Annotated in this window: 11 protein-coding genes; 6 read left to right on the top strand and 5 right to left on the bottom strand. The window is 68.7% G+C overall.

What is annotated here, in order from left to right:
* Window positions 1-46: 46 nt before the first annotated feature.
* The 3 genes from CRM90_RS19050 to CRM90_RS19040 form a co-directional block, all read right to left on the bottom strand.
* On the bottom strand, window positions 47-982 hold the full coding sequence (locus CRM90_RS19050; RefSeq protein WP_102808499.1) for a class I SAM-dependent methyltransferase: 936 nt from the start codon (window positions 980-982) through the stop codon (window positions 47-49).
* Window positions 983-1,134: 152 nt separating this feature from the next.
* A complete protein-coding gene (locus CRM90_RS19045; protein ID WP_102808498.1) occupies window positions 1,135-1,770 on the bottom strand; it encodes a TetR/AcrR family transcriptional regulator in 636 nt (211 codons plus the stop codon).
* Between the two features lie 309 nt (window positions 1,771-2,079).
* A complete protein-coding gene (locus CRM90_RS19040; protein ID WP_102808497.1) occupies window positions 2,080-3,480 on the bottom strand; it encodes an aldehyde dehydrogenase family protein in 1,401 nt (466 codons plus the stop codon).
* A 136-nt stretch (window positions 3,481-3,616) separates the two neighbouring features.
* Here CRM90_RS19040 and CRM90_RS19035 point away from each other — a divergent pair, with 136 nt between their 5' ends.
* Complete coding sequence (locus tag CRM90_RS19035) at window positions 3,617-4,177, top strand: TetR/AcrR family transcriptional regulator (protein WP_102808496.1); 561 nt, start codon at window positions 3,617-3,619, stop codon at window positions 4,175-4,177.
* 22 nt (window positions 4,178-4,199) lie between these two features.
* Complete coding sequence (locus CRM90_RS19030; protein ID WP_102808495.1) at window positions 4,200-6,356, top strand: FUSC family protein; 2,157 nt, start codon at window positions 4,200-4,202, stop codon at window positions 6,354-6,356.
* A gap of 49 nt (window positions 6,357-6,405) precedes the next feature.
* On the opposite strand, the gene CRM90_RS19025 is transcribed toward CRM90_RS19030, so the two are convergent.
* On the bottom strand, window positions 6,406-7,377 hold the full coding sequence (locus CRM90_RS19025; RefSeq protein WP_102808525.1) for a pirin family protein: 972 nt from the start codon (window positions 7,375-7,377) through the stop codon (window positions 6,406-6,408).
* A gap of 35 nt (window positions 7,378-7,412) precedes the next feature.
* Entirely contained in the window at window positions 7,413-9,107 is a 1,695-nt protein-coding gene (gene ptsP, locus CRM90_RS19020) for a phosphoenolpyruvate--protein phosphotransferase (RefSeq protein WP_102808494.1), read from the bottom strand.
* Window positions 9,108-9,210: 103 nt separating this feature from the next.
* Here ptsP and CRM90_RS19015 point away from each other — a divergent pair, with 103 nt between their 5' ends.
* The 4 genes from CRM90_RS19015 to CRM90_RS19000 are packed head-to-tail and all read left to right on the top strand — an operon-like array spanning window position 9,211 to window position 13,268.
* Entirely contained in the window at window positions 9,211-9,990 is a 780-nt protein-coding gene (locus tag CRM90_RS19015) for a DeoR/GlpR family DNA-binding transcription regulator (protein ID WP_102808493.1), read from the top strand.
* A complete protein-coding gene (gene pfkB / locus CRM90_RS19010; protein ID WP_102808492.1) occupies window positions 9,987-10,964 on the top strand; it encodes a 1-phosphofructokinase in 978 nt (325 codons plus the stop codon). Before CRM90_RS19015 ends, pfkB begins: the two co-directional genes overlap by 4 nt.
* A 16-nt stretch (window positions 10,965-10,980) precedes the next feature.
* Entirely contained in the window at window positions 10,981-12,975 is a 1,995-nt protein-coding gene (locus CRM90_RS19005; RefSeq protein ID WP_102808491.1) for a PTS fructose transporter subunit IIABC, read from the top strand.
* Window positions 12,976-13,010: 35 nt separating this feature from the next.
* Complete coding sequence (locus tag CRM90_RS19000; RefSeq protein WP_036342539.1) at window positions 13,011-13,268, top strand: HPr family phosphocarrier protein; 258 nt, start codon at window positions 13,011-13,013, stop codon at window positions 13,266-13,268.
* Window positions 13,269-13,285 lie beyond the last annotated feature (17 nt).

The raw sequence follows: 13,285 nt of genomic DNA, 5'->3' as shown, positions 1-13,285 counted from the left end.
CTCTTGTATACGTGGGCCGCCGGAGCTGAGGGCACCCGGGTTGGCGTCAGACCTTCCGGGCGACGACGAACGTCGCGAATGCATCCGGATCGTCGGCCATCGGGATGTCGATCCAGCGGCCGAGCCTGCGCATCTCGTCGACGGCGTGCTGTCCGGTGGCCAGCCAGCCGTGTGCGTTCAACCATTCGGTGAGGTCGGCACGGTCCGGGTCGTTGTAGGTCAGGTTCTGCATGTCGATGGTGCGCTCGATGCCCAGCTGGTCGGCGAACTTCTCGAAGCGTTCCCGCATCTCTTCGCGACGCTCCTCGGAGTGGTGTCCGACCGCTTCGGCGGACACCCGGCTGCCGGGCGCGCTCAACTCCGTGGCCAGTTCGAACAACCGGTCCTGAGCGTCGGCGGGCAGATACATCAGCAGTCCCTCGGCAAGCCACGCGGTCGGCTGCGACGGATCGAAGCCCTGCGCCTTCAGCGCGGCCGGCCAATCCTGGCGCAGGTCGACGGGAACCTCGCGGCGATCGGCGACGGGCTGCACGTGGTGAGCGGCCAGCTTGTCGGCTTTGTATTCGAGAACCAGCGGCTGGTCGATCTCGTAGACCCGGGTGCCTGCCGGCCAGTCCAGGCGGTAGGCCCGGGAATCCAGGCCCGAAGCCAGGATCACGATCTGACGAACGCCGTCGGCCACCGCCTCGGCGAAGAAAGCATCGAAGAAATGGGTTCGGACCGCCTGATAGTTCAGCATGTGACCGAACATCGCGGCCGCCTCGGGTTCGGCGCCAGCCAGCTTGTCGGCCAACGAGTCGTCGAGGAAGTGCTCCCACATCCCGGTCCCGGCGCCCTCGACCAGGATCCGCGCGTACGGATCTTGGATCAGGGGGTCGGGCTGCTCGGTCTCGCGGGCCCGCGCGGCGGCCACCAGTACAGCGGTCGATCCCACGCTTGTCGCGATGTCCCAGGTGTCGTCATCAGTGCGCGTAGTGCTCATCGGCAGCGGTATCCCATTCGGTGTCGCTTGACGGCTGGTCGCTGGGTGAAGGCCCGTTGAGGGCCGGATATCAACCCAGGTCAGCCAGATTGATACGTCAAGGGTACCGAGAAACTTAGCCAGACTATGCGACTGTGGCGGACGTCACCGGCTCAGGAGACGGTGCGCCAGGCCTGACCACCGAGGAGCTGCAGGAACTGGTCGGTGATCGCGGTCAGACGATCCTGATCGCCGACGAACCCGGCATAGAAGCCCAGTCCCCACATCACGGCCATCAGCATCTCGGCAGCCGCCTCGATGTCGATGTCCGCGCGAACCTCGCCCGATTCGACGGCATCCTTGATGGCCGCCTTCACGTACCCGCGGGTGAACTCCCGCGAATCGTGGTTGGACTCGGCCAGTTCCGGATGTCGCTCGGACTCCAGCACCGACGTAACCAGGAAGGCCGCCACTGAGCGGTCCTGACCCTGAGCGTGAACGGCCGCCTCGATGAAGACGCGGATCCGCCCCGCCAGGGTGCTCTCCCGTTGCGACTGGTGCACGGCGGACTCGATCACCGAGGCGTTCGTCTGATCGACGACCTCTTGATAGAGCAGCCGTTTGCTGGCGAAATAATGGTTAATCGCGGGTCGGGTCAAGTCGGCCCGGATGGCGATTGCCTGGAAGGTGGCAGCGTCATACCCCAATTCGCTGAACACCTCACGGGCAGCGCGCATGATGCGCTCGCGCGTTTCCGCTGCCTTAGCTGCTGGGGGGCGACCCGGGCCCCGACTGGCTGTATGCGGCACAGTCAAAATTGTGCCACAACTTTGCGCATATTTTTGACGGCGAACGACGTTTGCTCAGGTCAACAACATTAGAAATATGTTCATGTTTTGGTTCACCTTCGGAATCCGTTGCCACAGTAGCCGTTTGACTTGGGATCCGCGCCTGACATGCGGTTTCGGGCTCGGTTATCAGACAATGACATATGCGTCATAATTTCCCATGAACCAATTCGCACGAATATTCGCTAAATCCGCACGAGCGTGCCGAAGTTCGCCGTCGAATGATTGCTGAGCTTTTGCATGGACTTTGCTGCGGCTGTTTTCAGGGCATCAGAGGACCCTGCGCATTAGCCTGATCGCACGATCAGTATAGGGCGGATACATCAGCTTCAGGTCGAATTTCGTCGGTTTGGCTAGCACGGCGCGTCGATGACTGAGTGTCTCGAAGCCCCACTTGCCGTGGTACGCACCCATACCGCTGGCACCGACCCCGCCGAACGGCAGTTGCGGAACCAGGCAGTGCACCGCCACGTGGTTGATCACCGCACCGCCGGACGGCATCCGGTCGACGAGGTCCCGCGCCGCTGACTGCGACTCGGTGAAGACGTACAGCGCCAGCGGCTTGGGCCGGGCATTGACGAAAGCGACGGCGGCATCCGCCGAATCGACCGAGAGGATCGGCAGGATCGGGCCGAAGATCTCATCCGACATCACCGGGTCGTCGGCAGGCGGGTCGACGATCACTGTCGGCTCGATCCGCAGGGCCGCGCGGTCCGACCTGCCACCTGTGACGACGGTGCCGCTGGTCGCGCTGATGAGGGACGCCAGGCGGTCGAACTGCCGCTCGTTGACGATGCGCAGCGACGGGTACCGCTCCTCGGCGCGGAACTCCGCGATCGTCGCCACGATCTTGTCGGTCAGTTTCCCGACGATCGTGCGGTCAGCCAGCACATAGTCCGGCGCGATGCAGGTCTGGCCCGAATTCATCAGCTTGATCCAGGCGATTCGGCGGGCGGCCACGTCCAGGTCGGCGTCGGGGAGCACCACCACCGGGCTCTTGCCGCCCAGTTCGAGGGTCACCGGCGTCAGGGTCGGTGCGGCGGCTGCCATGATCTTGCGACCGATCTCGGTGCCACCGGTGAACAGTGCGTGGTCGAAGCCCTGCGCCAGCAGATCCTGGGTGACCGCCGCGTCGCCCTCCACCACGCGGATGGCGTCGGAGTCGAGGTATTCCGGGACCAGCCGCGCGATGAGCGCCGAGGTGGCCGGCGCCAGCTCCGACGGCTTGATCACCACGCCGTTGCCGGCGGCGATCGCGGCGACCAGCGGCGCCATGCACAGATAGAAGGGGTAGTTCCACGGGCCGATCACCAGGATCACGCCGAGCGGGTCGTACTGCACCCAGGCCCGGCCGGGCTGCTGGGCCAGGGGAAGCCTGGACTTCTGCGGCTTGACCCACTTCTTCAGCTGCTTGCGGGCGAACGCGGCCTCCGCCTTGGTCGAGCCGATATCGGCGAGCCAGGCTTCGAACGAGGATCGCCCCAGGTCGCGGGCCAGCGCCTCGGCGATCTCCGGCTCCCGTTCGTCGCACATCCGCTCCACCGCGAGCAGCTGTTCGGACCGCCACGACAAGGAGCGGGTGCGGCCGCTGTTGAATACCCGGCGCACATCGGCCAGCACGCCGGCGGCGCCGCCTTCGGTCGCGTGGTCACTGGTGATCTGAACGGTCATGCCAACTCCTCGATTCGATCGCGTGATTCCAGCTTGCCCCAATAACGACCCGCGGTCACAAGCCGCCCGCGCAACTTGGTCACGATCCCGCCCGTCAGCTCTGTCTTGTCGGGTCCCGCGCATTATCGTTTGACCCATGGCAACCGTCGCCAACCGAGAGGCGTACTTCGAGACCGGTCTCGAAGTACTCGCCGACGTCGGTTACGGCGGACTCAAACTGGCCGAAGTGTGCAACCGGCTCGGCGTCACGACCGGCTCGTTCTATCACTATTTCGCCAGCTGGCCGGCCTTCACCCGCGACCTGGTCTCCTACTGGGTGCAGGACCGGACGGTCCGGCTGATCGAGGCCATCCGCGAGGTTTCCGACCCGCGCAGCCGCATCGAGGCGATCATCCAGGTCGGGTTGTCCCTGCCGCACCACGCCGAGGCCGCGATCCGGTCATGGAGTTCCGTCGACCCCCACGTGCTGGCCGTCCAGAGCGAGGTCGACCGGGCGCGCTACAAGATCCTCTACGACTCGGCGATCGAAATCGTCGGCGATGCACGGCAGGCCGAGGTGTACGCCGCCTGGGCGGTCTACGTCTTCATCGGCTACGAACAGGCGATCCTGCCTCGCGAGCCGGGGACGTTCGGCTGGATCGCCCGATACATGCTCGACGCGCTGGATTCGGGCAGTTTCGCCAGCGTGCCCCAGTGACCCAGCGTGCCCCAGTGACAGGGTGTTGACGCCGGGCGTGCTGTGGCGTCGGGCGGCCGATCGGATCCGGACGCGCGACCCCGAGAACGACGGCGCGCGACGCGCGGCACGGGCCGCCATCGTCATCCCGATCGCCGCCGCGGTCAGCTTCGCGGTCGGCGGCGGGTCTCAGACGCCGCTGTTCACCATCTTCGGGTCGATCGCGCTGCTGATCGTGGTCGACTTCCCGGGCAACATGAACTCCCGGGCGCTGGCCTACGGCGGGTTGGGCTTCAACGGCGCGGTGCTGATCAGCCTGGGCACGCTGGCGGCGCCGATCCCGTGGCTGGCGATCATGCTGACGTTCCTCATCGGGGTGGCCGTCACGTTCTCCGGGGTGCTCAGCGAGATCGTCGCGGCCGGCCAGCGGGCCACCCTGCTGACTTTCGTGCTACCGGTGTGCACGCCGGTCGGTCCGCTCGGTGAGCGGCTGCTCGGCTGGCTGATCGCGCTGGCGATCTGCGTCCCGGCGGCACTGTTCCTCTTTCCGCCGCGCCATCACGGCGAGCTGCGCCGCCACGCCGCTGCTGTCTGCGCGGTGCTGGCCGACCGCATCGAGGGGACCGCGTCGGCCGCCGACGTCACCGCCGCGATGGACGCGTTGCGCTCCAACTTCCTCGGCGCCGCCTACCGGCCGGTGGCCCTGACCGCGGGCAGCCGAGCGTTGGTCCGGGTTGTCGACGACCTGCAGTGGTTGTGCGACCGCGTCACCGGCGACACCGGTGAGCTGCTCGGCCCGATCGGCGAGCCGGTGGTGCGGGTGCTGCGCGACTGCGCGCAGGTTCTGCTGATCACCCGGGCGGCGGCGCGGGCCGACGAACGCGCGCTGCTGGCCGCCGCGTTGATCGACCTGCGGACCATCGCGGTCGGGACGTACCGCCAGGACATCGTCGACATCCTCGCCGAACCCGACGACGAGGCTGCCATCGCGCTTGGTCGCACCCTGCTCAACCGGCGAACCGTCGGCGCGGCCACCGGCGTGACCGGGCGGCTCATCGCCAGCGCCGCGGCCGCCGATGCGCGGCCGGTGTGGGCGCGCGTCTTGGGCCGTCGGCTGCCTGAGACCGGAATCGCCGACCGGGTGTACTCCGAAACCGAGGCGGTCACCGCCCTGACCGGTGGGCACCTGGCCACCCGGTCGGTGACCGCCCGCAACAGCCTGCGCACCGGGCTCGGCTTGGCGCTGGCTGTGCTCGTCACGTTCGTATTCCCGGTCCAGCACGGTTTCTGGGTGGTGCTCGGTGCGTTGTCGGTGTTGCGCAGCAGCGCGCTGACCACCGGCACCACCGTCGTGCGCGCGGTGATCGGGACGGTGATCGGGTTCCTCATCGGCGCCGTCGTCATCGAACTGCTCGGCGTGGATCCGATCGTGCTGTGGGTGCTGTTGCCGATGGTCGCCTTCGGGTCGGCGTATGTGCCCGAGATCGGCTCGTTCACCGCCACCCAGGCCGCGTTCACGATGATGGTGCTGATCGTGTTCAATCTGATCGTGCCGAGCGGCTGGGCCGTGGGCCTGATCCGGATCGAGGACGTCGTCGTCGGCGCGTCGGTGGGGGTCGTGGTGTCGCTGCTGCTGTGGCCGCGCGGCATCAAGACCGCCGTGCAGCACGCCATCGACGTGGCCCGCGAGGTGGGTTCCCGCTATCTGCGGGCAGCGGTCCTGCGGGTCACCCGCGGCGCCTTCGAGCAGGCCGAGAACCAGGTCAACGCGCTCAGCCACGAGGCGCTGACGGTGTCTCGGACGCTGGATGATGCTGTGCGTCAATACCTTTCGGAGAACGGCGGTCCAACGGATTCCCGGGCCCCGGTCGTCCGGGCGTCCAGCCGCGCGGTTCGGTTACGTGCGGCCGCCGACCTGATCGCCGACATCGTGCCGCCACCGCTGGCGGTCTACCCGCGGGCACGGGCGGTGCTCGAGGCGCATGCCGCGGCGATCTGCTCCCGCTTCGACGGCAGCGGCGGCACGGGTTTGACCGCACCGATCAGCGACGATCTGGTGCCCGCGTTGCGCGCCGAGGCCGGCAGCGACGGGTTGGCCGTCTCGGCGGCTCTGCCGCTGGTGACCGTCGCCGCCAATCTCGGCGAGCTGGAGCTGACCTATCCGCCGGAGCTGGCGAAGGTGGCGTCGAGATCGACCTGAGGGCTGCATCTTTCGGCGATTCACGACCATCAGGTCGATCTCGTATGCCCTAGCCGGCTCGGTGCGGCATCAGCGCGCCGGGCGGCACCGTGCCGAACCGGCCCGCGTTGAAGTCCTCGAGCGCCTGGATGACCTCCGACTTGGAGTTCATCACGAACGGCCCGTAGTGGAACACCGGCTCGCGAATCGGCTTGCCGCCCAACAGGAGAACCTCCATCGCCGGCCGGTTGGAGTCCTGGGTCGCTGCGGCAGCGACCGTGATGCGGTCGCCCGGGCCGAGCACCGCGAGCTGGCCCTGCTCGACGGGGTGGCCGATCGGACCGACGGTGCCGCGGCCGGAGAGCACGTAGACGAGTGCGTTGTAGGTGCGCGGCCAGGGCAGATTCAGCCGCGCGCCCGCTTCGATAGTGGTGTGGGCCAACGTGATCGGGGTGTGCGTCATCCCCGGGCCGGCCCAGCCGTCGACCTCACCGGCGATGACGCGCACCAGTGCCCCGCCGTCGTCGGACGACAGCAAGCGGACGGCCTGTCCCTCGATCGACTGGTAACGCGGCTCGGCGAACTTGTCGGCGCGCGGGAGATTGACCCACAGCTGGAGACCGTGGAACAGCCCGCCGCTCTCGACGAGCTCGGCCGGGGGTGTCTCGATGTGCAGGATGCCGGCACCCGCGGTCATCCATTGGGTGGCGCCGTCGGCGATCAGGCCACCGCCACCGTGCGAGTCCTGGTGGGCGAACCGGCCGTCGATCATGTAGGTGACCGTCTCGAAGCCGCGGTGCGGGTGCCAGTCGGTGCCTTTGGGCTCGCCGGGTGAGTATTCGACCTCACCCATCTGGTCCATGTGAATGAACGGGTCGAGGTCGGCGGCGCTGACGCCGGCGAACGCTCGCACGACGGGAAAGCCCTCGCCTTCGTACCCGCGCGGCCCGGTGGTGATGGACCGGACGGGTCGTTCGGTGTCGGACGGAGTGGCCGCGCTCAGGCGCGGTAGCGGCAACGTGTCTGCGGTGACTGCTGGCATGATCGACATAACCGGACCGTAGTCCGATTAATTCCTCATAGGACGCGCAGCGCCGCCGCGCGCGCGTCGGCCGCACTTGCCGTGGTCAATACCGCGGCGGCGGCGTCACGGCATTGCTGCAGCGTGACTGCGGCGAGCTTGGCGCCGACACCGGTCACCGCCGCGGCCGCCGCGGACAGCGAGGTGATGCCGAGCCCGGCGAGCACGCACGCCAGCAGCGGATCGGCGGCGGCTTCACCGCAGACCCCGACCGGCTTGCCGCGGTTGGCCCCGGCGCGGGCGGTCTGGGCGACCAGCGCCAGCACCCCCGGCTGCCACGGATCGGTCAGGGTGGCCAGTTCGGCTGACATCCGATCGGCCGCCATCGTGTACTGGGCCAGGTCATTGGTGCCGATCGACAGGAACTCGACGTGGTCGAGGATGTGCTCGGCCAGCAGCGCGGCGGCCGGCACCTCGATCATCACGCCGGGCACCAGGCCCCGCCGGCGGGCCCGGTCGGCGAACCGCTGGGCCTCCTCCGGGGTCGCGATCATCGGCGCCATCACCCACGGGGCGTTACCGGTCTGCTCGGCGGCCAGCGCGATCGCGTCGAGCTGGCGCTCGAGGATGTCGGGCTGGATGGCCTCGATCCGGATACCCCGAACGCCCAGCGCCGGGTTGGCCTCGTCGGGATGGCCGACGAATTTCAGCGGCTTGTCCGAACCGGCGTCCAGAGTGCGGATGACGACCTTGTGGCCGGCGAACGCGTCGAGCACCTCGCCGTAGATGGCGGCCTGCTCATCGACGGTCGGCTCGGTGTCGCGGTTGAGGAAGCACAGTTCGGTGCGGAACAGGCCGATGCCCTCTGCCGGGGTTTCGCGGGCGGCGCGCGCGGCCGAACCGTCCTGCACGTTGGCCAGGATCGCCACCGGATGGCCGTCGGCGGTGGCACCGGGACCGGTCCAGCCGGCCATCGCGGCGTTCGCGGCGTCGGCTGCCTCGACGGCTGCGGCCGCCTCGGAGGGGTCGGGTGAGACGGCGATGGTGCCGCTGGTCCCATCGATGAGGACGTCGGTTCCCGCAGCCAGCTCGTCGAGGCCGTGCACGGCGACCACGCACGGGATGCCGAGCTGGCGGGCGATGATCGCGGTGTGGCTGGTCGGCCCGCCCAGCGTGGTGGCCAGACCGACGACGAGCGCGGGATCGAGTCCCGCGGTGTCGGCGGGGGCGAGATCTTCCGCGCAGAGGATGGCGGGGTGGTCCGGCACCGGCACCCCGGGTTCGGGCAGGCCACTCAATTCAGCGATCACCCGGTCGCGGATGTCGCGGAGGTCGGTGACGCGCTCGGCCATCAGCCCGCCCATCTTGGTGAACAGGTCGACGAATTGGGCCACGGCCTCGGCGGTGGCGCGCACCGCGGGCGTGCCCTCTTTGATGCGTTTTTCCGCCGCGCCCAGCCAGGCCCGGTCTTGGGCGAGCATCGCGGTGGCCGCCAGCACCTCCGAGGCAGCCCCCGTCGCCAGGGCGGCGCGTTCGCGCAATCGGTCGGCGACGGCGGACGCCGCGGCAGCGAACCGAGCGGCCTCGGAATCTCGCTGTTCTTCACCGATCTGTTCGCCGGAGTCGAGTTCCTCGATGGCAGGCGGCCGGCCGGGCCGGATGACCGGTGCATAGCGAACACCGGGGACAACCGGAACGCCGCGCAGCACCTGTCCGGCACCGAGTGAGGTAGGCGTGGAGGAGACGGTCATGTGAACTAGGTTACAACAATCCATTGACAAGTCAACACGATCGGGAGTAAAACAACACATATCAACATCCAATATGGCGCATAGCCCACACAAACGGAGAATCGTGTACCCGGAGGAACGTCAGCAGGCGATCGCGGACCGAGTGCTGTCCCAGGGACGGGTGTCGGTGGCAGAGCTCGCCCAGGCCTACGACGTCACCACCGAGACCGTCCGCCGGGATCTGGCCGCGCTCGACCGGGCCGGTGTGCTGCGACGCGTGCATGGCGGCGCGGTCCCGGTGCGGGCACTGCACGTGGTGGAGCCCGGGGTCGACGAGCGGGAGACCACCCGCGCCGACCACAAGGAAGCCATCGCCAGGGCAGCCGCCGATTTCCTGCCGCTGTCGGGCGCCACCGTGCTGTTCGACGCGGGCACCACCACCGCCCGGGTCGCCGCGATGCTGCCGTCCGACCGGGAGCTGGTGGTGGTGACCAATTCCGTACCGATCGCCGCGCGGCTGGCCGGCATGCCGTCGGTGAACCTGCAGCTGCTCGGCGGGCGGGTCCGGGGCCTGACCCAGGCCGCCGTCGGCGAACCGGTTCTGCGCGCACTCGACACGCTCCGGGTGGACATCGCGTTCATCGGAGCGAACGGGGTCACCGTGCGGCACGGCCTGTCCACCCCCGACAGCGAGGAAGCCGCGGTCAAACGTGCGATGGTGCGCTGCGCCAATTACGTCGTGGTACTGGCCGATTCGTCGAAGATCGGCCGGGAGGAGTTCGTCAGCTTTGCCTCGATCGACCACGTCGACGCGCTGATCACCGATCCGGAGATCAGCGCCGCCGACCGGGCCGCACTGACCGAGCAGGGCGTCGAAGTCGTCCTGGCAGGAGGGGAATCATGATTGTCACCGTCACGCCCAACCCGAGCATCGACCGGACGGTGACGCTGCCGACGACCCTCGTCCGTGGGGCCGTGCACCGCGTGCAATCGGTGACCATGGAACCCGGCGGTAAGGGCGTCAATGTCGCGCGGGCACTGACACTGGCCGGGCTCGACACCCTCGCCGTGCTGCCCGCCGCACGGCACGACCCCATCATCACAGCGCTGCTGTCGTGCGCTGTGCCGTTCTACGCGGTGCCCATCGACGGTGCGGTCCGCACCAACCTCGCGATCACCGAATCAGACGGCACCACAACCAAAATCAACGAGCCCGGTGCGGTGATCGACGAGATCACGCTCGCGGCGCTGACTCAGGCGATTCTCGATCACGCCGCCCGAGCACGGTGGGTGGTGCTGTCGGGATCACTGCCGCCCGGGGTTCCCGACGACTGGTACGCCGACGTGGTGGCTCAATTGCAGCCCTACGACTGCAAGGTGGCGGTGGACACCTCCGACGCGCCGCTGGCCGCGCTGGCCGCCGCCCTCGGTACCGCCGCCCCCGACGTGATCAAACCGAACTCCGAAGAGCTGGCCAGCCTGACCGGTGCCGACGCCCGGACTCTGGAAGATGCTCTGGCCCAAGGTGACCCGGACCCCGTGGTGGCCGCCGCAACGCAGTTGATCGACCGCGGCGCCAAGACCGTGCTCGCCACGCTGGGCGCCGCGGGTGCACTGCTGGTGAACGACACCGGAAGCTGGCTGGCCACCCCACCGCCGATCACACCCCGGAGCACCGTCGGCGCCGGTGACTCTTCCCTCGCCGGTTACGTCCGCGCCGATGTCGGTGGCGCCGAGGCGCCGGGCCGGCTGCAGATGGCCGTCGCCTACGGCAGCGCCGCTGCGGCACTCCCCGGTTCAGCACTGCCGTCGCCGGCCCAGATCGACCTCGACAAGGTGTCGGTCACCTCGATATCGCCCTACCCCGCGCGCCCCTAGACACCGAAAGGCCACCATGACGAACTCCACGATCATCAGCACCGAGTTGGTGCTGCTCGACGTCGACGCCGGCCCGGACAAGGAGTCGGTGATCGGCCGGCTCGCGACCCGGCTTGCCGAAACCGGCCGCGTCAACGACGGCGCGGCACTGCAGGCCGCGGCCATGGCGCGCGAGGCGCAGTCGGCCACCGGCCTTCCCGGCGGTATCGCGATCCCGCACTGCCGGTCCGCCGCGGTGACCTCACCGTCTATCGGGTTCGCCAGGCTGGCACCGAAAGTCGACTTCGGTGCGCCCGACGGCCCCGCGGACCTGGTGTTCCTGATCGCCGCGCCGGACGGCGCCGGCGCCGAGCACATGAAGCTGCTGTCCAGCCTGGCACGTGCGCTGGTTCGCCCCGACTTCGTGCAGTCGCTGCGGGACGCGAAGTCAGCCGACGACGTGGTGGGCCTGGTCGACGGTGTGGTCAACCCCGACGGCGCCAAACCGGCCGCCGCACCCGCCGCCACAGCCCCTGCTGCGCAAGCGAAGTCGGTCATCGCGATCACCGCATGCCCGACCGGAATCGCCCACACCTACATGGCCGCCGATGCGCTGAAGCTGGCTGCCGAACGCGCGGGGGTGAATCTCACCGTGGAGACCCAGGGCTCCTCGGGCAGCACCCCGGTGAGTGCGCAGACCATCAGTGCCGCCGACGCCGTCATCTTCGCCACCGACGTCGGCGTCAAGGACCGGCAGCGGTTCGCCGGCAAGCCGGTGATCGCCTCCGGCGTCAAGCGGGCCATCAACGAACCCGACACCATGATCGCGGAAGCCGTTGCCGCCGCGGATAACCCGCAGGCCGCCCGAGTCGAGGGCAGCGCCGCCGCCGCGGCCGGCGATGCACCCGCCGGCGGGGTCGGCTGGGGCACCCGGATCCGGCAGATCCTGCTGACCGGCGTCAGCTACATGATCCCGTTCGTCGCCGCCGGCGGTCTGCTGATCGCGCTGGGCTTCCTGTTCGCCGGCTACGACATCGCCAACACTCCGGACGGCGCCACCAAGTCGCTGGGCAACCTGATCGCCACCACCAACTCGCTGACCAACCTGCCCAGCGGTGGCTTCACCCAGTACCTCGGCGCGGTGTTGTTCACCCTCGGCGGGCTGGCGTTCAGCTTCCTGGTCCCCGCCCTGGCCGGGTATATCTCGTTCGCCATCGCCGACCGGCCCGGTATCGCACCGGGATTCACCGCGGGTGCGGTCGCGGTGTTCGTCGGCGGCGGCTTCATCGGCGGCATCGTCGGCGGCCTGATCGCCGGCTTCGCGGCACTGTGGATCAGCAAGGTGAACGTGCCGCAGTGGGCACGCGGACTGATGCCGGTGGTGATCATCCCGCTGGGCGCGTCGTTGGTGGTCGGCCTGCTGATGTTCCTGCTGCTGGGCCGCCCGCTGGCCGCGATCACCTCGGGGCTGACCAACTGGCTCAACGGCCTCACCGGGGCCTCGGTGATTCTGCTGGGGGTGATCCTCGGGCTGATGATGTGCTTCGATCTCGGCGGCCCGGTCAACAAGGCGGCATATGCCTTCGCCACCGCCGGGCTCAACGTCGCCGATCCTGCGTCGCTGCGCATCATGGCCGCGGTGATGGCCGCCGGTATGGTGCCGCCGCTGGCGATGGCGCTGGCCACCACCATCCGGCCGGGCCTGTTCAGTGAGCCCGAGCGCGAGAATGGCCGTGCCGCTTGGCTGTTGGGCGCCTCGTTCATCTCCGAGGGCGCCATCCCATTCGCCGCAGCCGATCCACTTCGGGTCATCCCGTCGATGATGGCCGGCGGCGCCGTCACCGGCGCGCTGATCATGGCCTTCGACGTGACCCTGAAGGCACCTCACGGCGGTATCTTCGTGTTCTTCGCGATCGGCAACCTGGTGTGGTTCCTGGTGGCGTTGGCCGCGGGCACCGCTGTCGGCGGGTTCGCCGTCATCGCCGCCAAGCAGTTCATCCGTACGACGGCCGCCGCTCCGGCGATCGCCTAGTCACCGAAGTTCGAGAAACGAAACAAAGGAGTCTCATGCACACCAAGACCGTCATCGTCGGCTCGGCGATCGGATTGCACGCCCGCCCCGCCGCGATCATCTCGGAAGCCGCTGTCAACGCCGGGGTTCCGGTGACGTTGGCGGTGGACGGCGGCGAGCCGGTGGACGCCGGTTCGGCACTGATGATCATGACCCTGGGCGCGGGAAACGGCGCGCAGGTGACCGTCGCCTCCGAGGACGAGGCCGCCTGCAAGGCGATCGCCGAGCTGGTGCAGCAAGATCTCGACGCCTGATCCGGCTGCTGTCAGGC

Source organism: Mycobacterium sp. ENV421 (assembly GCF_002887815.1).
GTDB lineage: Bacteria > Actinomycetota > Actinomycetes > Mycobacteriales > Mycobacteriaceae > Mycobacterium.
The sequence above is the reverse complement of the archived record's forward strand: the minus strand, read 5'-3'. Positions and strand labels throughout refer to the sequence as shown.